The organism is Kribbella sp. NPDC006257, assembly GCF_040613535.1.
Lineage (GTDB): Bacteria > Actinomycetota > Actinomycetes > Propionibacteriales > Kribbellaceae > Kribbella.
This window is the reverse complement of sequence record NZ_JBEXSJ010000013.1, coordinates 62,261-83,867: the sequence shown is the minus strand read 5'-3', so window position 1 is coordinate 83,867 and position 21,607 is coordinate 62,261. Positions and strand designations below refer to the sequence as shown.

Genomic DNA, 21,607 nt, shown 5'->3' with positions numbered 1-21,607 from the left:
CAGGGCTGACTCGCCATGCTGCTGCGTCAGCTCGAGTATCTCGTCGCCCTCGCCCGGGAACGGCACTTCGCCCGCGCCGCGGCTGCCTGTTACGTCTCCCAGCCCTCGCTGTCGGCCGCGATCCGCAAGCTCGAGCAGGAACTGGACGTCCCGGTCGTGCGGCGCGGACGGCGGTTCGAAGGTCTCACCCCGGAAGGTGAACGCGTCCTGCTCTGGGCCCAGCGGATCCTCTCCGAACGCGATGCCCTGCGGCACGAGCTGTCGGTGATGCGCGGCGGCCTGACCGGCACCCTCCGCCTCGGCGCGATCCCGACCGCGATGCCGGTCGTCTCGCTGCTCACCACTCCGTTCTGCGCCCGCCACTCGCAGGCCAGGGTGAGGCTGGAATCCCTGTCGTCACGGGACATCACCCACAAGCTCGCCGAGTTCGAACTCGACGTCGCGATGACCTATCTCGACGACGACACCCTCGGCCAGGTCCGCAAAACCCCTTTGTACGAAGAGCGTTATCTTCTGCTGACCCCCAACCACAGCCAGCTCGCGGAACAGCCGGTCGCGACCTGGGCCGAGGTCGCGGAACTCCCCCTCTGTCTGCTCTCACCCCAGATGCGCAACCGCCGGATCATGAACGGCTACTTCACCGACGACGGGGTGACGGCCGCGCCCGCGATCGAGAGCGACACCGTCTCCGGGCTCTACAGCCACCTTCGCGGCAGTCACTGGTCGACGGTGATCTCGCACGCGTGGCTGCACATGTTCGGCGTACCGGCCGGCATGCGCGTCGTACCGCTGAAGAGTCCTGCGCACGGACCGCGGGTCGGCCTGGTGATCGCCGCGCGGAGTCCTGAGCCAGTGCTTGCCCGCGCCCTGCTCGATGTGGCCCGGCAGGCCGGCGTACACAAGGCTTTGGATGAGCTCCTCGACGATCATCTGATGAGTGCTCAGTCGGCTTGATAGCGCCGCGCTATCCCGACATAGCAAGCAAGTCTTTGACCCGTACGACGTGGCGGCGCGACTGTGGCAGGGACGGAAAACCCTGAAAACGTTGAGGAGTTGCCCACCATGGCAAAGGTCTTGTGTGTGCTGTACGACGACCCGAAGGACGGCTACCCGACCTCGTACGCCCGCGACGACATCCCGCGGATCGAGGGCTATCCAGGCGGCCAGACAGCGCCGACTCCGAAGGCGATCGACTTCGCCCCGGGCTCGTTGCTGGGGAGTGTCTCCGGCGAACTCGGGCTGCGGAACTTCCTCGAGAGCCAAGGCCACACCCTGGTTGTCACGTCGTCCAAGGAGGGCGACGACTCGATTCTCGACCGCGAGCTGCCCGACACCGATGTGGTGATCTCGCAGCCGTTCTGGCCTGCGTACCTGACCGCGGAACGGATCGCCAAGGCGCCGAACCTGAAGCTCGCGATCACCGCCGGCATCGGCTCGGACCACGTCGATCTGGATGCAGCCGTTGCCAACGGCATCACCGTTGCCGAGGTGACCTACAGCAACAGCATCAGCGTCGCCGAACACGTGGTGATGATGATCCTCGGCCTGGTTCGCAACTACCTCCCGTCCCACCAGGTGGTGCTCGACGGCGGCTGGGACATCGCGGACTGCGTCTCCCGCTCGTACGACCTGGAAGGCATGCACGTCGGCACCGTGGCCGCTGGGCGGATCGGTCTCGCCGTACTCCGGCGACTGGCACCCTTCGACGTCAAGCTGCACTACACCGACCGGCACCGCCTACCCGAGTCGATCGAGCGCGAACTCAACCTGACCTTCCATCCCGATGCCGCTAGCATGGCGCCGTTGTGTGACGTCCTGACGATCAATGCCCCGCTGCACCCGGAGACCGAAGGCCTGTTCGGGGACGAACTGCTGGGCAGGATGAAGCGCGGCACCTATTTGATCAACACCGCGCGCGCGAAGATCGCCGACCGGGATGCGATCGTGCGTGCGTTGGAGAGCGGACAACTGGCCGGGTACGCCGGTGACGTGTGGTTCCCGCAGCCCGCTCCGGCCGACCACCCGTGGCGGACCATGCCTCATCACGGGATGACGCCGCATATCTCTGGCTCATCGCTGCCAGCTCAGGCCCGGTACGCCGCCGGCACCCGGGAGATCCTGGAGTCCTGGTTCGCCGGTACGCCGATCCGCGACGAGTACCTCATCGTCGACGGCGGCCGACTAGCCGGTACCGGTGCTCACTCATACTCCACCAAGTCCTAGACCCACGCCGCAAACGCGTGCTGTAACAGGGATCACGTACGACGTAACCCGTGTCACGTGAGATGCGGGCATAACCGGTCGCTTCGCCTGGTTGAATGTATACAGAAGGCAGTAGTCACCCAAGGAAGCTCCGGAATCGGATCCGGAGCGGGAGAGGAAGCAATGATTTTCACCCGTAGGTTCGGCGCTCTGGCGGCCCGTCCGCAGTTCCCGGATGCCCCGGAGCTGCAGCAGGAACTCGATGTCGAACTCCCCGAGCAGACCCCGGACGCCGAGGACCGCAAGGTGGCCGTCGAGTCGGCTGCCTGAATTTCAACCTCTGTGGCACTTGGTAGACTGTCTACCAAGTGCCATCATGGTTAATCCACACTAGTGATTTTCTCGATCATTGGTACGGCGAAACACCGGGAAGGACCTCATGACGACGCTCAGCACCGATCAGGCCGAAGCGCCCGGCGTACGGCATGTCAAGCGGCCGCAGCCGTTGCGTGAGTCGGTCTACGAGGCCCTCACCGAGATGATCATCGACGGCACTCTCGAACGCGGCCGGCACCTGGTCGAGGTCGAGCTGGCCGGCATCCTCGGCGTCTCCCGGCAGCCGGTCCGTGAAGCCCTCCAGCGGCTCAACAACGAAGGCTGGGTGGACCTCCGCCCGGGCTTCGGTGCCATGGTCCACGTTCCCGCCGAGGACGAGGTGGACCAGCTCCTGGCCGCCCGCGCCGCCCTCGAGTCGGAGTCGGCCCGGCTGGCCGCCCGGCACGCCACCAAGGAGGACCTCGCGAAACTCCGCGACCTCTGCAAGGTCGGCGCCGCGCACCACGAGGCCGGCGACACCGACGGCGCCGTACGGACCAACGCCGAACTCCACAGCCTGATCACCCAGATGTCCGGCAACCGTTTCCTGGTCGACTTCGCCGGCCAGGTCGACCGCCGCGTCCGCTGGTACTACACCCCGCTGGCCCCGGTCCGCGGCGCCGCCTCCTGGCGCGAACACACCCGCCTGGTCAAGGCCATCAGCGACGGCGACGAAGACAAAGCCGCCCAGATCATGCGAGAACACACCGAACACACCCGCAAGGCCTACCACGACCTCCAGTCAACGGAACCCTCCGAGCCGGCCCCAGCGGAAAAGAAACCCACCCGCCGCCGCTAGCCCCAGCCACCCCAACCACGTCGCCCCCTCCCCGCCCGCGCCGAGACCCTGGCGCGAAGAGGGTTTGAAGCACAGAGTCGGGCTAGCGGCAGTCAGCCGGGCGCCGGGGGCAGCAAACCCCAGCAGCCCGTGCCTGAAGGTGGGCGGGCACGGGCTGCTGGGGGAACTGGTGTTAGGCGGTGCGGTTCTTGCGGGCTCGTACTACGGCCGCCTTGCGGGCCGTCATCGATTCGGCCAGGTGGACGTATTGCTCTACGCAGCGGTGGGCGTAGAGGTTGTGGTGCATGATGCGGGGCCACCAGTGGCGGCCGATTTGTTCGTGCATCCAGAGGAAGCCGATGGCGAATCCCATGCTGAGGAGGGCGCGGAAGGCCAGGAACTTCCAGGGTTCGGGTGGGAGGCCGGGGGTGCCGGTGACTACCCATTCGGTGACGATTGCGTGGATGAACAGGGCCAGTGGGAAGCCGAAGGCCCAGTAGAGCGCGGCTGGGGCGTAGACCCCGGCCGGGATCTTCTTCAGTGCCAGCAGAGCGGCGTACCCGGCGCCCAGTAAGGCGAGCGGAACGGCTAGGCCGAGGCCGGTCAAGACCGCCCAACCGACCGGCTGGCCGACGAAGACGCCTAGGGCGCCGGCGACCACGCCGGCTGCGATACCTACCGAGGCGGCAGGGACACAGAACTCCGCCAACTGCTTCACCTCACGACGATAGTCAGTAGGCATGTCAGCCCACCACGACGCCGAAGCGGATCAGGCTGTAGAACAGCATGCCGAGGTAGAACACCGCGCCGAAGCCGATGATCACGTTCCGCACCGGTCCGGGCCTGATCGGTTTGGGCAGCAGCCTGTTGTTCACCAGGAGCAACACGATGCAGTAGGCGCCCATCGCGAACGTGGACAAGAAGGCGAGCACGTCCAGGATGCTGGCCGGACCGTCGGCCGGCCCGAAGAGCAGGATCAGGATGCCGAAGGTGATCACCCCCCAGAGGAACCCGGCGTACAGCTTCGACATCGAGAACCGTTTGGCGCCCGGGATGAAGTAGTACGTCATGTCCGCCTGGCCGCGGGAGAACGAGTCGAACAGCCCCAGGGTGGCGTTCAGCCCGATCAGCGCGATGAAGGCGAAGAACAGCGTGCCCAGGATCGGGCTGCCGGCCGACGCGAACGCGTCCGACATCGCCTTCAGTGCCGCCTCCCGGTCGCCACCCTCGATCAGCGAGCCGACATCCGGATTCTCCCGGGCCGCCGACATGGCCAGCACCGTGAAGGAGATCGTGACCAGCATCGTGATCCCCCAGAACAGCAGGATCGCGTCGAAGGTGACCCACTTGCGCCACCCGCGCCACTTCTTCATCTCCTCGGGGTTGTCGGTGTCGAACATGTAGCCCCGCGAAGGCATCGCCTCCGCCTCGCCGGATGTCCGCAGGCCGCGCACCTTCGGGATGTGTGCGCCCATACCGGCCCCGCTGTCACGCAACTGCAGGGTGTACCACATCTGCTGCATACCGGACGGGCCGGCGAATGCGATCGAGCCGACCAGGATCGGGAACCACGCCTCCGACAAGGCCTTGTCCGGCATGAAGCCGATCGCGAACATGCCGCCGAGGGTCTGCGCCAGGTCGTCCCAGCTGCCGACGATCGCCGCGATGATCGACGTACCGACCACCAGGAAGCCGATCAGGAACCCCAGCAACTTCTCCAGGAAGTTGTAGATCACCGAGAGCATGCTGAACAGGATTCCGACGAACACCAGCGCCACACAGGCCGTGACTTGCCACGGTATGCCGGATATCTCTTCGAACGCCGCGGCTCCGGCCGAGAGATGGCCTGGCCAGATGTAGATCAGGATCGCCGCGACGTAGAAGAACCACATCAACGGTTTGAAGACCCTGGCCGCGCCGAAGAAGATGCTCTCCCCGGTCGCCATCGCGTAGCGCGCCATCTCCAGCAGCACGAACGCCTGCAGGGTGACACCGACCATGAACAACCAGCGGATATCCGGACCGAACACCAGGACGAGCCGGGGCCACATGTAGGACTCGCCCATGCCGACGCCGAGCGCGACCAGGAAGACGGTCGGACCGAGGATGTGCAGGGAGGGCGGGGCCGGCGGCAGCGGCCGGATCGGCATCGGTTCGAGCCGGCCGGCGTGCCAGACCCGCTCGGTCACCGCAGCGGGTTCTTCGGGTACTTCTGAGGTCTTGCTTGTGACGTCCAAGGCGGACTCCTTAGATCGACGCCAGCAGGGATGGGGTACTACGAACCGAGCGAACCCGCGTTCCGGGCCCAGCGGTACTTGGCACCGAGCACCTGGACCGGTGTCTCGGTGGTGTACGGATAAGCGACGACCCCGTGCTCGAACAGGTACTGACTTGCTTCTTCTACCTCGACATCACCCGACAGCGAAGCCACCACCGGCTTGTCGATGCCCTTCGCCCGGTACTCCTCAACCACCTCGGCCACCAAGTGAGCGAACACCATCGGCGGCGTCACGATCGTGTGCCAGTAGCCCAGGATCAGCGCGTGGATCCGGTCGTCCTGCAGCCCCAGCGCGACGGTGTTCCGGTACGTCGAAGGTGGCTCGCCGCCGGTGATGTCGACCGGGTTCCCGGCCGCCCCGAACGGCGGGATGAACTTTTTGAACGCTTCATCAAGATCCGGCGGAATCGTCATCAGCTGCAGCCCGTTGTCGACACAGGCGTCCGAAAGCAGGACACCCGAGCCGCCCGCGCCGGTGATGATGACGACGTTCTCGCCCTTCGGCGTCGGCAGCAGCGGGATCCCCCGGGCGTACTGGAGCATCTCGTTCAGCCCCGGCGCCCGGACCACCCCGCTCTGCCGCAGGATGTCGTCGTACACCTTGTCGTTGCCGGCCAGCGCGCCCGTGTGCGAGCTCGCCGCCTTGGCACCCATGGCGGTCCGGCCGGCCTTCAGCACGACGACCGGCTTCTTCTTCGACACCCGCGAGGCCGTCTCGGCGAAGGCACGGCCGTCCTTCAGATCCTCTAGATGCATGGCGATCAGGTTGGTGTTGTCGTCGTTCTCGAAGAACGTCAGGAGGTCATCCTCGTCGATGTCGGCCTTGTTGCCTACCCCAACGATCGCGGAGACGCCCATCCGGCTGGACCGGCTGAAGCCGAGGATCGCCATCCCGATCCCGCCGCTCTGTGACGAAAGCGCAACACTCCCCTTGACGTCGTACGGCGTACAGAACGTCGCGCAGAGGTTCTCCGGCAGGTAGTAGTACCCGTAGATGTTCGGCCCGAGAATCCGTACGCCGTGTTTGCGAGCGATCGCGACGACCTCGTCCTGGAGCTCCTGCTCGCCTGTCTCCGCGAAGCCGGACGGGATCAGGATTGCGCCGGCGACACCCTTCTGGCCGCACTGCTCGAGCGCGCCGCCCACGAACTTGGCCGGCACGGCGAACACCGCGACGTCGACGTCACCCGGGACGTCCGTGATCGATGGGAAGGCCTTCAGCCCGAGGACCTCGCCACCCTTGGGGTTGATCGGGTAGATGTCACCCTGATACCCGCCATTGACCAGGTTCTTCATCACCGAGTTGCCGATCTTGCCGTCCTCGTTCGAGGCACCGATCACGGCGACCGCCCGGGGCTTCATGATCCGGGTCATCGCGGTCAGGATCTCGTCCTGCGAATACCGCTCGACCGGTTGCCCCGCGGCGGCGTCGACGATGATCCGGAAGTCCACCGCGGTGGCTCCGTCCGGCCCGGCGAGCACCGGGTTCAGGTCCACCTCGGCGAACTGCGGGAAGTCCTCGACCAGGTCGGACAGCTTGGTGATGATCGCGGCGATCGCGTCCTTGTCGACCGGCTTGGCACCTCGTACGCCGTTCAGCATCTCGTGCGCGCCGATCCCGTCGACCATCGACCGGGCTTCCTCCGGCGAGGTCGGGGCGAGCCGGAAGGTGACATCTTTCAGGACTTCAACCAAGACACCGCCCAAGCCGAAGGCGACAATCTTGCCGAACGTCTGATCAGTCACCGCTCCGACGATGACCTCCTGCACATCACCGCCGGTGACCAGCATCTTCTGCACCTGCACACCGGTGATCGAAGCATCCGCCTGGTACGCCCTGGCGTTCGCGACGATCTGCTCGTACGCCGTGACAGCGGACTCGGCACTGTCGACGCCGACCACCACCCCACCGGCTTCGGTCTTGTGCAAGATGTCTGGCGAGACGATCTTCAGCACCACCGGGAAGCCGATCTCGGCCGCGAGCGCGGCGGCTGCCTCGGCAGTCGTGGCCAGCCCTTCCCCCGGAGTCGGGATGCCGTACGCGTCGGCCACCTGTTTGGCCTCGGGCGCACTCAGCGAGGTACGGCCGTCCGCCAGAGCCTGGTCGAGGATGGACTGGACCACTGCCTTGTCATACGACATGCCAGAAGCTCCTTTGAAGGAAGTCAGACCACGCCGGCTGCGCGCAGGGACTCGAGTTCGGCGGTGTCGATGCCGAGGCCGCCGTAGATCGCGGAGTTGTGTTCGCCCAGGCCCGGTGAGGTCTCCACCTGGACCGGCGAGTCGGACAGCTTGATCGGGCAGCCGACGGTCTTGAAGCTGCCGCGCTGCGGGTGCTTCACCTCGACCACCGCACCGAGCTCGGCCAGCGTCTCGTCCTCGATCAGTTCCTGGGTGGAAAGGATCGGACCGCACGGCACGTTCAGCGCGTTGAGCTTCTCCATCACCTCGAACTTGGTGTGCTGCTCGGTCCACTGCTCGATCAGCGCGAACATCTTGTCGAGCTTGTCGAGCCGGGCGGCCGGCGTGTTCCAGTCCGAGTCGTCGGCCAGTTCTGGCTTGCCGATCAGGTTGGCGATCGGGGCCCAGCCGGGCGGCTGCACGATCACGTAGATGTAGTCGTTCGGCCCACCGGGTGCGGTCCGCACCGCCCAGCCCGGCTGACCGCCGCCGGAGGCGTTGCCCGATCGTGGCACCGCCTCGCCGAAGTGGTCGTTCGGGTACTCCCGCAGCGGTCCGTGCGCGAGCCGCTGCTGGTCGCGCAGCTTCACCCGGGTGAGGTTCAGCACGGCTTCCTGCATGGCCACACTGACTCGCTGACCCTTACCGGTGGTGACCCGCTGATAGAGCGCGGCGAGGATGCCGGCGACCAGGTGGATCCCGGTGCCGGAGTCGCCGATCTGCGCACCGGTCGCGGTCGGCGGTCCGTCCTCGAAACCGGTGGTGCTCATCGCGCCGCCCATTGCCTGGGCAACGACCTCGTAGGCCTTGAAGTCTTCGTACCGGCCTGGGCCGAAGCCTTTGATCGAGGCATAGATCAACTCGGGATTGATGAGCTGCAGCCGGTCCCAGGTGAACCCCATCCGGTCGATCGCGCCGGGCGCGAAGTTCTCCACCAGGATGTCGGAGTTCTTCACCAGATCGGTGAAGATCTCCTTGCCCCGCTCGGACTTCATGTTCAAGGTGATGCTGCGCTTGTTGCAGTTCAGCATCGTGAAGTAGAGGCTGTCGACGTCGGGCAGATCGCGCAGCTGCTGGCGGGTGATGTCACCCGTCGGCGCCTCCAGCTTGATCACGTCGGCGCCCAGCCAGGCCAGGATCTGAGTACAGGAGGGTCCTGACTGCACGTGGGTCATGTCGAGTACACGAACACCTTCAAGGGCCTTACCCATAACGGTCCTCCGGCTACTTGTACATGGTTTGGTTCATGGTTCCGGGCGCGTAGGCGTCGGGATCGACCCAGACGTTGATCAGCGACGGCAGCCCGGATTCGCGGGCCCGCTGCATTGCCGGCCCGATGTCCTTGGGGTCGCGGACCTCTTCGCCGTAACCGCCGAGCATCTTGGCGAACTCGTCGTACTTGACGTCGCCGAGCGTGTTGCCGATCCGGCCGCGGGCGTGGCCGTACTTCGCTTCCTGGCCGTAGCGGATCTGGTTCATCGACGAGTTGTTGCCGACGACACCGACGAATGGAAGGTTGAAGCGGACCAGCGTCTCGAAGTCCCAGCCGGTCAGCGAGAACGCGCCGTCACCGAACAGCGCGACGACCTCCTTCTCCGGCCGGGCGTACTTCGCCGCCATCACGAACGGGATGCCGACGCCGATGGTGCCGAGCGGTCCCGGGTCCATCCAGTGGCCGGGCGACTTCGGCTGCACGACGCCACCGGAGAAGGTGACGATGTCGCCGCCGTCGCCGATGTAGATCGAGTCCTCGGTGAGGAACTCGTTGATCTCGTGCGCGAGCCGCAGCGGGTGGATCGGGTTCGCGTCCGACAGCTGCCGCGGCAGCCGCTTCGCGTACGCCGAATCCTCCTCCGCCCGCAGCTCGGCGAACCAGGCCTTCCGGTCGGTCTTGCGGACCCGGCCCGACGACGCCTGCGTGACGGCCGCCAGGATCGCGCCCGGGTCGCCGACCAGGCCGAGGTCGATGTCTCGGTTCTTCCCGACCGTGCGGTAGTCCATGTCGATCTGGACCACGGTCGCACCCTGCGGCAGCCGTCGGCCGTAGCCCATCCGGAAGTCGAACGGCGTACCGACGATCAGGATGAGGTCGGCGTTGTTGAACCCGTACCGCCGGGACAGGTGGAAGTGGTGCGGATCGCCCGGCGGCAGAGTGCCACGAGCAGAGCCGTTCATGTACGCCGGTACGTCGAGCTGGCGGACGAATTCGATCGCCGCATCGCTCCCCCGCGCTGTCCAGACCTGCGTGCCGAGCAGGACGACGGGCTTCTCCGCGCGGGCCAGCAGATCGGCGAGAGCCTCGATGTTCGCCGGGTCACCGATGCTCTTCGTCGACGCGCGGTAGCGGCCGGCCTCGGGGATCGTGGCGGACTCGACCGGGACCGAGTTGTCCAGGATGTCGCGCGGGATCTCCAGGAAGGACGGGCCGGGCGCGCCGTTGTAGCACTCGCGGAACGCCATCGAGACCATGTCGGCCACCCGGGCGGTGTGCGGCACGGTGGCGGCGAACTTGGTGATCGGGGTCATCATGTCGACGTGCGGCAGGTCCTGCAGAGAGCCCATCTTGTGCTGGTTCAGGGCACCCTGGCCGCCGATCAGCAGCATCGGGCTCTCGGCGCGGAAGGCGTTCGCGACGCCGGTCACCGCGTCCGTCGTACCGGGGCCGGCGGTGACCACCGCGCAGCCGGGTTTGCCGGTCATCCGGGCGTACCCGTCGGCCGCGTGCGCCGCGACCTGCTCGTGCCGGACGTCGACGACCGCGATGCCCTCGTCGACGCAACCGTCGTAGATGTCGATGATGTGGCCGCCGCAGAGGGTGAAGATGACGTCGATCCCCTCGGCCCTCAGAGCCTTGGCCACCAGGTGCCCGCCCGAGATCGTCGCCGTGCTCGGTTCCGGCTCGGTGACCACTGCGTTGGATTCCGAAACTGTTTGCGCCATCTGTGCGGTCATCTCCTAGGAGGAAGGCAGTGTGGGTCGCTGCTTGTAGATTGCATACAGTATTTAGTAGTCGTAGTCATATCTCATCGCCTCAGCTGTTGTCCAGAGCTCAGAAGACCTGGCCCTGTAGTGCTCCGACGGCTGCCAGGCATTGCCTGAGCAACTGCCTGAGCCGTACGTCGCGGTCGTCGCCGGAGGCTCTGGCGACGACCGCGACCGCTTCTGCGGCGTGTTCGGTCGCCACGAACGTTCGATAGCAGGACTCACCGAGTCGAAGCCGCTCCAAGACGGGCAGCCACCAACGCGCCAGTCCCCCAGGTGCCCCGCCGCCGGCCAGCAGATAGAGGGCCGTCCGATGGGACGCGGTGAGGCGACGAGCTTCATCCTCGGTCATCGCCCCGGTCAGCGCAGTGGAGACGCAGAGCGCCACCAGGCGAGCCGATCTCTCGTAACCCACCTGAGCCGTCCCGATGAACCCCGGAGCCAGCGGCAGCAATGCCTTCCGAGCTGGCCTGCTGCTGTAGTCGTGCACTGCTCTGCCGATCGATCCGAGCACCGGATGCACACAGGTCGGGCGATCGGTCCACGGTTCGCGCGCCAGCTTCGACACGATCTCCAACACGCAGGGTTCGGGGCGTTTCACCTGCGTGTACTGCGAGCGGCTCACTCGCCTGCGACCGGCGTACCGAGTTGTGGTCGGACCGGCAGTGCGGGTCTGCCTGGTTGCTTGAGGAATCGGACGGACAGAGCAGCGACGAGGCCGACAAGCCCTGCCGCCAGGAAGAGCGGGCGATAGCCTACGGTCGCCACCAGGCTGGCCGTCACGCCGACGCCGAGCAGACCGCCCGCGGCCTTTGCGCTGTAGAGGATCGCCTGGTTCTGCAGCAGGCTGTTCTCGCCGAAGAACTCGAGCACCAGGTTCGCCATGATCGCGTAGAAGGCGCCGCCACCCAGGCCGGCGAACATCGCACAGACCACGAACGCAGCCTGTACGCCGGACTCGCCGGCCGCGACGAGACCGACATGCGCCAGCCCTTCGAGCATCAGTACTGCGGCCAGCACCCGGCGACGCCCGAACCGGTCGGACAAGTGCCCGGCGAAGGACCGGCCGAGACCGTTGACCACGGCAAGCAATCCGGCAGCGAAGCCCGCCACCGCAGTACCGAGGTTGGAATCGACTGCATAGCTGACGACAAAGGCGATGCCGAACAACGACAGCGCAGTACTGAAAGCCAGCGTGAGCCACATCAGCGGCAGCGCACCGGTGCGCATCGCCTCACCCGGCCGGTAGTGGCGGGCAGCGGGGATGTTGTGCGGGATGCTTCGGTTCAGCTTGCGATCCACGGCCCACGCCTGCGCATCGATGTCGGCCGGCCACCAATGTCGCGGCGGATCCTTGAGGACGCCACCTGCCGTCATCACGATCAGCAGCGTCACCACCGCCGTCAGATCGAAGACGAGTCGCTGGCCGGCCGGTGAGTCGAAGATGGTCAGCAAGGCGATGCTCGGCACGGCGCCGCAAGCGAATCCGCCGGTGACGAACCCGATCGTCGCCACCCGCCGATCCGGGAACCACCTGGCCGACGTCGTGATGCATGCGGCATAGACCAGCCCCGCGCCGATCCCGCCGAGCACCGAATACCCCACAACCACTGCGGCATAACTACCCGAGTGCGCCAGCGTCGCCAATCCCGCAGCAGCCAGAACACCACCCAGTACGACGAGTTGCGTCGGCGAAGCGCGCCGGATGCGTTGCGCTCGGGCAGCCGGGATCGCCACCAGCGCCTGGCAGGCGACGAACAGCGCCAGCAGCCACATCGCCTGCGCCACACCCCAGCCGCGACTCGTCTCCAGGCCGAGTGCGGCAGAACCGAAGGAGTACTGCAGCGGGCCGATCGCGACCATGCAGGCCCACGCGGCCCACAGCTGCCAGCGCCGCGAATGACCGGTCAGCTCCTGCGCATCCTCACCGATCCGATACCTGCGTCCATAGACATCGCGTACGTCCCGGGGAACTGTCTCGCTCATGGCGCCTCCCTGACTACTGCATACCGTATGGAACCTTGGTACTCCCCTGCGCTACGAGTTGTCCAGAGCTGATGGCGTCTTGTGACTAGAGTGCATACAGCATACAGTCGTCATAAATCCCGCCACGAGGAGGACATGCCCGTGGATCTGATGGAGTACCAAGCCAAAGAACTCTTCGCCCGGCACCAGGTGCCGGTCACGCTGGGGCGGGTGATCGAGGACCCCGACGATGCAGCCGACGCGGCCGAATCTCTGGGCGGGCGGGTCGTCGTCAAGGCGCAGGTGAAGGCCGGCGGCCGCGGGAAGGCGGGCGGCGTGAAGCTCGCGACCACCCGCGCCGAGGCAACCGAGCGCGCCCGCGACATCCTCGGGATGGACATCAAGGGCCACACCGTACGACGGGTGCTGCTCGCCCCGGCAGCCGAGATCGCCGAGGAGTACTACTTCTCGTTCCTGATCGACCGGGCGAACCGGAGCTACCTCTGCATCGCCAGTACCGAGGGCGGCGTGGAGATCGAGGAGGTCGCGCACACGCATCCGGAGGCGATCGCCAAGGTCTCGATCGATCCGGCCACCGGTGTCGACGAGGCGAAGGCGGCCGAGATCGTCGCCGCAGCAGGGTTTCCGGCCGACGCGGCGTCCGTCGTACGGGCGCTGTGGGATGTCTTCCTCAAGGAGGATGCGTCGCTGGTCGAGGTGAATCCGCTGGTCAAGCTGGCCGACGGGTCGCTGGAGGCGCTGGACGGGAAGGTGACGCTCGACGAGAACGCGGCGTACCGGCATCCCGATCATGCGGCCTTCGACGACAAGGCCGCCGCGGAGCCGCTCGAGGCGGCCGCGCAGGAGAAGGGCCTGAACTACGTCAAGCTCGACGGTTCCGTCGGCATCATCGGGAACGGCGCCGGTCTGGTGATGTCGACGCTGGATGTGGTCGCCTACGCGGGCGAGAAGCACGGCGGCGTGAAACCGGCCAACTTCCTCGACATCGGCGGCGGCGCATCCGCCGAGGTGATGGCGAACGGGCTGAGCATCATCCTCGGCGACGAGCAGGTCCGCAGCGTGTTCGTGAACGTGTTCGGCGGGATCACCGCCTGTGACGCGGTCTCGAACGGGATCGTGCAGGCGCTCGAACTTCTTGGAGGCAAGGCGAACAAGCCGTTGGTGGTCCGGCTGGACGGCAACAACGTCGCCGAGGGCCGCCGGATCCTCGCCGAGGCGAACCACCCACTGGTGACAGTGGTCGACACCATGGACGGCGCCGCCGATCGCGCCGCCGAGTTGGCAGCCCAAGCCTGAGGAGGCAGTCGGAGCATGGCAATCTTCCTGACCGAACAGAGCAGAGTCATCGTCCAGGGCATGACCGGGTCCGAGGGTTTGAAGCACACCACCCGGATGCTTGCCGCGGGCACCGATATCGTCGGCGGCGTGACGCCGGGCAAGGGCGGCCAGTCGGTCGACTTCGCCAGGCGGTCGATCCCGGTCTACGGATCTTGTGCGGACGCGGTGAAGTCGGCGCGTGCCGACGTGTCCGTGGTCTTCGTGCCGCCGCGGTTCACCAAGGGTGCGGTGATCGAGGCCATCGACGCCGGCATCCCGTTGATCGTGGTGATCACCGAGGGTGTGCCGGTGCATGACACGGCGGCGTTCTTCGCGCATGCGGAGGCGGCCGGCGTTCGAATCATCGGGCCGAACTCCCCCGGGCTGATCAGTCCCGGTCGTGCGAACGCGGGGATCATCCCGGCCGACATCGCCGGCGCCGGGCGGATCGGGTTGGTGTCGAAGTCGGGGACGCTGACTTATCAGATGATGTACGAGCTGCGGGAGTACGGGTTCTCCACCGCGATCGGGATCGGTGGTGATCCGATCATCGGTACGACGCACATCGACGCGCTGCAAGCGTTTCAGGATGATCCGGAGACCGATGCGATCGTGATGATCGGTGAGATCGGTGGTGATGCCGAGGAGCGGGCGGCGGCGTTCATCAAGGAGAACGTGACGAAACCGGTCGTTGGGTATGTCGCCGGGTTCACGGCGCCGGAGGGTAAGACGATGGGTCACGCCGGGGCGATCGTGTCCGGCTCGTCGGGGACCGCGGTTGCCAAGCAGGAGGCGTTGGAGGCTGTTGGGGTGAAGGTCGGCAAGACGCCGTCAGAGGCTGCGCAGTTGATGCGCGACGCTCTCGAACAGCTGCTGGTGCATTGAGATGGCGAGGATCGGATTCATCGGGCTCGGGATCATGGGGTCGCATATGGCGGCCAATCTGATCCGGGCCGGGCACGAGGTGACCGGGTACGATCTGGTGCCGGCGTCCGTCGAGAAGCTGCTCCAGGCCGGCGGGAAACCCGCGCCTGACATCGCCGCGGCGGTGGCGGGTGCGGAGGTGATCATCACGATGCTGCCCGACTCGCCGCAGGTTGCCGAAGTGGTGCTTGGTGCGGGCGGCGTACTGGAGGCGGCCGCGCCCGGCGTACTGCTGATCGACATGAGCTCGATCGCGCCGGAGACGTCGCTCGCGGTCGCCGCATCCGGTGAGGAGCACGGCGTACGGGTGCTGGATGCGCCGGTGAGTGGTGGTGAGCAAGGTGCCATCAACGCGTCGTTGTCGATCATGATCGGTGGTTGTGCTGAGGACTTCGAGGCGGCTCGGCCCGTGTTCGAGGATCTCGGGCGAACGATCGTGCATGTCGGTCCGCATGGTGCGGGGCAGACGGTGAAGGCGGCGAACCAACTGCTGGTGGCGGGGATCATCAGCCTGGTCAGCGAAGCGATCGTCCTGCTGGAGGCGTCGGGGGTCGACGCTGAGCGCGGACTCGAAGTACTGGCGGGCGGCCTGGCCGGCAACCGCATCCTCGACCTCAAAGCGTCGACGATGCTGGCCCGACAGTTCACCCCCGGCTTCCGAATCGACCTGCACCACAAAGACATGGGCATCGCTTTGTCGTCCGCCCGAAGCGCGGGGGTCTCGTTGCCGGTCACTGCGTTGGTGGCGCAGCTGGTCGCCGCAGCCAGGGCCCAGGGCCACGGCTCAGACGACCACTCGTCGCTTCTTGCAGTCATCGAAGGCTTGTCAGATCGCTGACCGAAGAGAACGCCCCCTCCTTGATGGAGGGGGCGTTTCGTGGAACAGGTGGGTCCGAGGGGGCCTGGCAGGGCACGCTTCCTCGGACCCACCTGGGTCTAACCCGGCGCTACCGCCGCGGTGGGGGCGTGGGCTCTGGGGGGTTGGCCGATCTTGGTGGAGAGGAGGTCGGCTACTGCGTGGACGGCTCTGAGGGTTGGGGCTTTGGTGCCGGTGAGGTCTGCGAGCTCGACCACGGCGGCGAGGATCACGTCCAGTTCCAGGGGTTTGTCTTTTTCCAGGTCCTGGAGCATGGAGGTTTTGTGTTCGCCGACGCGTTCGGCGCCGTCGATGCGTTTGTCGACCGAGATGTCGGGATGGGAGCCCACCGCGGCGGCGATCTCCAGGGTTTCCTCCATCATCAGCCGGATCATCGCCCGGGTGCCCTCGTGCTGGGCGATCTCCACCATCGTCGCGCGGGCGAGCGCGCTGATCGGGTTGAAGGCGGCGTTGCCGAGCAGCTTGATCCAGATGTCGTTGCGGATGTCGTCCTCCACCGGGCACTTCAGCCCGCCGGCGATCATCGCCTCGCTGAACTCCAGGCAGCGATCGCTCCGCCCACCGACCGGCTCCCCGATCGAGAACCGGGTGCCCTCCAGATGCCGGACGACGCCAGGCCCTTCGAGCTCGGTGGAGCAAAACACCACGCAGCCGATCGCACGCTCGAGCGCGAGGACCCGGGTCACCTCACCGCCCGGGTCCACGGACTCGATCCGGCGACCCTCGTACGGACCTTTGAGGCCGTGGAAGTACCACCACGGGATCCCGTTCTGGGCCGCGATCACGGCCGTCGTCTCGTGCAGCAGCGGCTTGATCAGCGGCCCGGACGACGCATAGGAGTTCGCCTTCAGCCCGAGGAAGACGAAGTCGACCGGCCCGATCTCGGCCGGGTCGGACGTTGCCGGCGTACGGGCCAGCCAGTCGCCGCGCGGACTGTAGACCTGTACGCCGTTCTTCCGGATCGCCTCCAGATGGGGGCCACGGGCAACCAGGTGCACCTCGGTCCCACCCCGGTGCAGGGCCGCGCCGACATAGGCACCGATCGCGCCGGCGCCGAGAACAGCAACTCTCATGGTGTCACCAACCCGGACGCGGTCGGGACCGGGTTCTGGACACCCTCGAGTTCCTCGAACTCGATGATGTTGTCGATCTCCAGCCCCATCGACACGTTGGTGATGCGCTCGAGGATCACCTCGACCATCACCGGCACCTGGAACTCGGCCATCAGCTTCTTCGCCTCGTCCAGCGCGGGCAGGATCCCCTCCGGTTCCAGCACCCGCAACGCCTTGCAGCCAAGGCCTTCCACGACCTTCACATGATCGACGCCGTAGCCCTCCAGCTCCGGCGTGTTGATGTTGTCGAAGGCAAGCTGAACGCAGTAGTCCATGTCCAGCCCGCGCTGCGCCTGCCGGATCAGCCCGAGGTAGGCGTTGTTCACCACGACATGGATGTAGGGGATGTTGAACTGCGCACCCACCGCGAGTTCCTCGATCAAGAACTGGAAGTCGTAGTCGCCCGACAACGCGACGACCGTGGTGCCGGGATCTGCGACCGCGACCCCGAGCGCCGCCGGACCGGTCCAGCCGAGCGGCCCTGCCTGACCGGCGTTGATCCAGTGCCGCGGCCGATAGACATGCAGCATCTGAGCGGCCTGGATCTGTGACAACCCGATCGTCGAGACATAGCGAGTGTCCGGACCGAAGGCTTTGTTCATCTCTTGGTACACACGCTGAGGCTTGATCGGCACATTGTCGAAGTCCGTACGCCGTTGCAGCGTGCGCTTACGTTCACGGCAAGCGGCCGTCCACTCTGACCGATCCTGCAGCGGAGCGTTCTCCCGGGCGACATGGATCAGAACTTCGAGTGCCGCCTTCGCATCAGACACGATGCCGAGATCGGGCGCGAACACCCGGCCGAGCTGGGTCGGCTCGATGTCGACGTGAACGAACTTCCGGCCTTCCGTGTAAGTCTTGATCGAACCCGTGTGCCGGTTGGCCCAGCGATTGCCGATCCCGATCACCAGGTCCGAGGCCAGCAAGGTCTCGTTGCCGTAGCGATGCGACGTCTGCAGCCCGACCATGCCGGCCATCAGTCGATGGTCGTCCGGAATCGCGCCCCAACCCATCAGGGTCGGTACGACGGGGACGCCGGTCACCTCGGCGAACTCCACCAGCAGGTCGGCCGCATCGGCGTTGATGATCCCGCCACCGGCGACGATCAGCGGGCGCTCGGCGTCAGCCAGCATGCGCAGTGCGGTCTCGGCCTGGGGAACGGTCATCCGCGGCGTGGCGATCGGCAGCGGGGCGTAGAGGTCGGGGTCGAAGTCGATCTCGGTCAGCTGGACGTCGATCGGCAGGTCGATGAGCACCGGTCCGGGACGACCGGTGCGCATCAGCTGGAACGCCTTCTGGAAAGCGCCTGGGACCTGGGCGGCCTCGAGCACGGTGACCGACCATTTCGTGACCGGCTTGGCGATCTCGGTGATGTCGACCGCCTGGAAATCTTCCTTGTGCAACTTGGCGACCGGGGCTTGGCCGGTGATGCAGAGGATGGGAATCGAGTCGGCGGACGCGGAGTACAGGCCGGTGATCATGTCGGTGCCGGCCGGACCCGACGTACCGACACAGACGCCGATGTTGCCGGCTCTGGCACGGGTGTAGCCCTCTGCCATGTGGGAGGCGCCTTCGACGTGCCGGGCGAGGACGTGTTTGAGCTCGCCCTGCGCGCGGACGGCCGCATAGAAGGGGTTGATGGCCGCACCGGGGAGGCCGAACAGGTTGGTGATTCCCTCGCGCCGGAGGATCTCCACCGCCGCGCGGGCGGCAGTCATTCGTGGCATGCCTGACTCCTTCTCAGTTCCGGAGTGGCTTTGTATACCGGATACAGTAGGCCGAGGCCCGAAGGCGGTCAAGGCATGACGAAGCTCACAAAATGGGGCTCTTGATAGGTGTCTTCTACTGCTCGAGCTAGCTACTAAGCAGAGCGTTCCAGGGCCGCGAGGGCGTTGCGGCGGCGGACGTCGAGGGGTGACGGGCGCCTGGTGAGCCGGGTGTCGAGGAGAGTGGCTGCGTCTTCGCCCCGGCCTGATGCGGAGAGGGCGTAGACCAGCGTCTCCTCTACGACGTCGCGCTGGGCAGCACTGCCGCCTAGAGCCTGCAGGCGGGACGGGAGGGCTTCCAGGATGAGCAGCGCGGTCCCCCAGTCACCGCCAACTACGGCAGCGAGGCCGGAGCACAGAGGCGCGACTACGTTCCGGAAGACGGGGTCCGGATGTACTGCGGCGTTGCGGCGAAGCTGGTCGAGTCCGGCGAGGTCGTCGGCGGCCGCGAGGGTGACAGCGCTATGCAGAGCCGCGAAACCTGTCGGTGGTTGCTGCAGCCAACCATCCGGAGCAGCAGCCATCACGTCCGCGACCGGTAGGTGATCGGACCAGGCGCCAGTCATCCGGCAGCGCCACAGCATCGCGCCGGAGTCAACCAGTACTCGGGAGCCGCTCACACCGGGCGGCGCCAGTTGCGTGAGGTACCGCTGCCGGACAGCATCGGTGTCGCCCATCATCAGCTCGTGCAGGGCGGCATGCCAGGAGAAGTGTGCCCGGTGGTTCGCCTGCGGACCACGCTCGTTGATCCAGCCGTCCAGCCAGCGGAGTCCTTCGACGTGTAGGCCGGTCTCGTAGAACACGTGTGCCCTGGCGTGGACCGCGTGCCCCGACGACGGTTCCAGCGACAGCGCGTACGCCGAGAGCTGCTCCGCCTCACTCCAGCGCTCCTGGTCCTGTCGGACGAACGCCAGCTGACCGGCGTACCACCAGTCACCGCCGTACGACGGAGCCAGGCTCTCCACGAGCTCAGCCGTCTCGGAGCCGGAGGTCAGACCACCGAAGGCAACTGTCGGGATCGCCACGCTGACAGCCAGCGCGTCCAGTGGGTACTCGCGGATGTGTGAAAGCAACGCGCTCGCACTGCCGTCGTCAACTCGTGCGGTGACCGCATTGAGGAAGCTGCGCTCGCGGTCATCCAACAGACGCTTCTTGCCCGCTTGCTGAGCCTTGGACAGGGCTGTTCGGACATCCACGCCGACGCCCCACTCATGACCGAGCAGAGCGATCGCGGCATGGCCGACCGCGAAGTCCGGGTCTTCCTCGATCGCTGCAACGACTAGCTCTTCAGCTCCGCCCTGCAACCGCAGCAAGCGCCTGAGCGCCTCGTTGTAGTTCGCGGCCGCGTCGACCGTCGTGGTGAGGGCGAGGCCGTAGACGTCCGCCTGCCGGCGTACGGCGGGAAGGCTGAGATGTGCGACAACCGCCTTGGCCACATCGGCCGCCTGTGAGCGGATCTCCGGCATAGCGGTCGACTCCCACAGACTGCCGCGCCGCAGGGCTCCCAGCGTCCAAAGCGGTGCCCGACGTCCAGTAGCGCCAAGGATCCGGCCGTCATCAGCAGTGGCGAGTCCTAGCCCAACCTCGCCGGCCCTGGCCAGGCCACACGCCAGCAACTCCCGCAGCAGCGGGTCTGCCGTGGCATCGCCGACCGGACCTGTGCAGTTGACTACGGCACCGACCGTCATGACGGTGCCGTCACTGAGCAGCACACGTACGGCGTCGCCGGTGTCCTCTGCGCTGACCACCTCACCGGTGTGCTGACAGAGCCGTCCCGACTCGCGAACCACAGCCAACCGCTCAGCCGTGATGGGCGCCATGCGGTGCCGGTGCGCATCCCAAGTCCGTGCGTCGTTGCGGAGAAACTCCTGCTTGTCCCTTGCGGACAACCGCTTCCACACCCGTGCAGTGATCGGCCGGAGCCCGTCGACAGCAGCCCGCCAGTCACCAGTACGCCGTACCGTCTGCACCACGTGCCGCATGAGCGTTGACCGCAGTACTGCGAGGTTGTCGGCCTCAACCAGTTCCGCAGGAGGCTGCACTGGCGGTGTCTTCTCGGAGCGGTGGACGGCCGGGATGATGCCGTGCCTCGACACTGCATGCAGGCTGCGACTAGGGCGGTCAGCGGCCAGTACTACGTCGACCATGGTGAGACCGGTGCCGACCAGCAGCACATCCGTGTCGGGGAGGTTCTCTAGTGCGCCGGGACGCCACGGGTCCGCGACGAAGCGGTCTGAGGTCTGGAGACCCGGCGGAGCCCAGGCGACGCCCGGTGCCGTACCGCTGGCGACTACGGCGGCGTCGGCGACCCGGGTCTGCCCGTTGTCGAGGTGCAAGGTCAAGCGGCGACCGTGGTGGTCCACTGCGGACACGCGAGCATGGATGCGGTCCAGCACTCCTGTGGAACTGGTGGCCGCGGTGGCTAGATGGTCGGCGAGGTAGTCGCCGTACCGGGCTCTTGCCACGAAGGTGGACGGCTTGATCTCGGGGTCGACGTTCGCGTGCAACCAGCGGACGAAGTCGTCCGGCTGGTCGGGCAGCGCGCTCATCCCGGCGGCCGGGACGTTGAGCAGGTGTCGGCCGTCCGGGGTGGAGTACGCCACACCCCTCGCGGTATTCGGGCCTGGATCGATCAGGACGACCCGGTGGACGTTCGCATCCAGCAGTCTGGCCGCGGTCAACGCACCGGCGGCGCCGGCGCCGATCACCGCGACCGTACAGCCGGCTTCCCCTTCGGTCATGCTGACCCACCCCCCACAGGCGCGAAACTCTACTGAACCAATAGACTTACTGGTCTGACGGTAGCCGATCCCGGCCCCGATCACCAGC

Annotated in this window: 17 protein-coding genes; 7 read left to right on the top strand and 10 right to left on the bottom strand. The window is 66.5% G+C overall.

The features are described 5' to 3' along the window. Positions 1-15 precede the first annotated feature (15 nt). From ABZ004_RS17965 to ABZ004_RS17950, 4 genes are all read left to right on the top strand, one after another. On the top strand, positions 16-954 hold the full coding sequence (locus ABZ004_RS17965; RefSeq protein ID WP_355680985.1) for a LysR family transcriptional regulator: 939 nt from the start codon (positions 16-18) through the stop codon (positions 952-954). A 108-nt stretch (positions 955-1,062) separates the two neighbouring features. Further along, positions 1,063-2,223, top strand: a complete 1,161-nt coding sequence (locus ABZ004_RS17960) for an NAD-dependent formate dehydrogenase (protein ID WP_355680984.1) — start codon at positions 1,063-1,065, stop codon at positions 2,221-2,223. Between the two features lie 162 nt (positions 2,224-2,385). Then, positions 2,386-2,532, top strand: a complete 147-nt coding sequence (locus ABZ004_RS17955; RefSeq protein WP_355680983.1) for a hypothetical protein — start codon at positions 2,386-2,388, stop codon at positions 2,530-2,532. A gap of 109 nt (positions 2,533-2,641) precedes the next feature. Beyond that, positions 2,642-3,376 (top strand): GntR family transcriptional regulator, encoded by a 735-nt coding sequence (locus tag ABZ004_RS17950; RefSeq protein WP_355680982.1) that lies wholly within the window; start codon positions 2,642-2,644, stop codon positions 3,374-3,376. Between the two features lie 172 nt (positions 3,377-3,548). Here ABZ004_RS17950 and ABZ004_RS17945 read toward each other — a convergent pair whose 3' ends face one another. The 7 genes from ABZ004_RS17945 to ABZ004_RS17915 form a co-directional block, all read right to left on the bottom strand. Next, complete coding sequence (locus ABZ004_RS17945; RefSeq protein ID WP_355680981.1) at positions 3,549-4,097, bottom strand: hypothetical protein; 549 nt, start codon at positions 4,095-4,097, stop codon at positions 3,549-3,551. A 1-nt stretch (position 4,098) separates the two neighbouring features. Continuing rightward, a complete protein-coding gene (locus tag ABZ004_RS17940; RefSeq protein ID WP_355680980.1) occupies positions 4,099-5,592 on the bottom strand; it encodes an Nramp family divalent metal transporter in 1,494 nt (497 codons plus the stop codon). Positions 5,593-5,630: 38 nt separating this feature from the next. After that, on the bottom strand, positions 5,631-7,775 hold the full coding sequence (locus ABZ004_RS17935; protein ID WP_355680979.1) for an acetate--CoA ligase family protein: 2,145 nt from the start codon (positions 7,773-7,775) through the stop codon (positions 5,631-5,633). Between the two features lie 23 nt (positions 7,776-7,798). Next, positions 7,799-9,025: a formyl-CoA transferase gene (gene frc, locus ABZ004_RS17930; protein WP_355680978.1), complete on the bottom strand. Its 1,227-nt coding sequence runs from the start codon at positions 9,023-9,025 to the stop codon at positions 7,799-7,801. A gap of 13 nt (positions 9,026-9,038) precedes the next feature. Continuing rightward, positions 9,039-10,754: a thiamine pyrophosphate-binding protein gene (locus ABZ004_RS17925; RefSeq protein ID WP_355680977.1), complete on the bottom strand. Its 1,716-nt coding sequence runs from the start codon at positions 10,752-10,754 to the stop codon at positions 9,039-9,041. 109 nt (positions 10,755-10,863) lie between these two features. Beyond that, positions 10,864-11,397: a hypothetical protein gene (locus tag ABZ004_RS17920; protein ID WP_355680976.1), complete on the bottom strand. Its 534-nt coding sequence runs from the start codon at positions 11,395-11,397 to the stop codon at positions 10,864-10,866. A 20-nt stretch (positions 11,398-11,417) separates the two neighbouring features. Continuing rightward, positions 11,418-12,782: an OFA family MFS transporter gene (locus tag ABZ004_RS17915; RefSeq protein WP_355680975.1), complete on the bottom strand. Its 1,365-nt coding sequence runs from the start codon at positions 12,780-12,782 to the stop codon at positions 11,418-11,420. Positions 12,783-12,923: 141 nt separating this feature from the next. Between ABZ004_RS17915 and sucC the strand changes: the two genes are divergently transcribed. From sucC to ABZ004_RS17900, 3 genes are read left to right on the top strand one after another with little or no spacing between them, the layout of a single operon-like run. Then, complete coding sequence (gene sucC, locus ABZ004_RS17910; RefSeq protein ID WP_355681090.1) at positions 12,924-14,078, top strand: ADP-forming succinate--CoA ligase subunit beta; 1,155 nt, start codon at positions 12,924-12,926, stop codon at positions 14,076-14,078. A 15-nt stretch (positions 14,079-14,093) separates the two neighbouring features. After that, positions 14,094-14,984, top strand: coding sequence for a succinate--CoA ligase subunit alpha (gene sucD, locus ABZ004_RS17905; protein WP_355680974.1), 891 nt, complete (start codon positions 14,094-14,096; stop codon positions 14,982-14,984). A 1-nt stretch (position 14,985) separates the two neighbouring features. Next, entirely contained in the window at positions 14,986-15,861 is an 876-nt protein-coding gene (locus ABZ004_RS17900) for a 2-hydroxy-3-oxopropionate reductase (protein ID WP_355680973.1), read from the top strand. A gap of 98 nt (positions 15,862-15,959) precedes the next feature. On the opposite strand, the gene ABZ004_RS17895 is transcribed toward ABZ004_RS17900, so the two are convergent. From ABZ004_RS17895 to ABZ004_RS17885, 3 genes are all read right to left on the bottom strand, one after another. Continuing rightward, positions 15,960-16,973, bottom strand: coding sequence for a 2-dehydropantoate 2-reductase (locus ABZ004_RS17895; RefSeq protein ID WP_355680972.1), 1,014 nt, complete (start codon positions 16,971-16,973; stop codon positions 15,960-15,962). Next, on the bottom strand, positions 16,970-18,739 hold the full coding sequence (gene gcl, locus ABZ004_RS17890) for a glyoxylate carboligase (protein ID WP_355680971.1): 1,770 nt from the start codon (positions 18,737-18,739) through the stop codon (positions 16,970-16,972). The genes ABZ004_RS17895 and gcl overlap by 4 nt, the downstream gene beginning before the upstream one ends. 134 nt (positions 18,740-18,873) lie before the next feature. Next, the gene (locus tag ABZ004_RS17885) at positions 18,874-21,519 is read right to left on the bottom strand and encodes an FAD/NAD(P)-binding protein (protein ID WP_355680970.1); all 2,646 of its coding nucleotides are present in this window, start codon (positions 21,517-21,519) and stop codon (positions 18,874-18,876) included. Between the last annotated feature and the right edge of the window lie 88 nt (positions 21,520-21,607).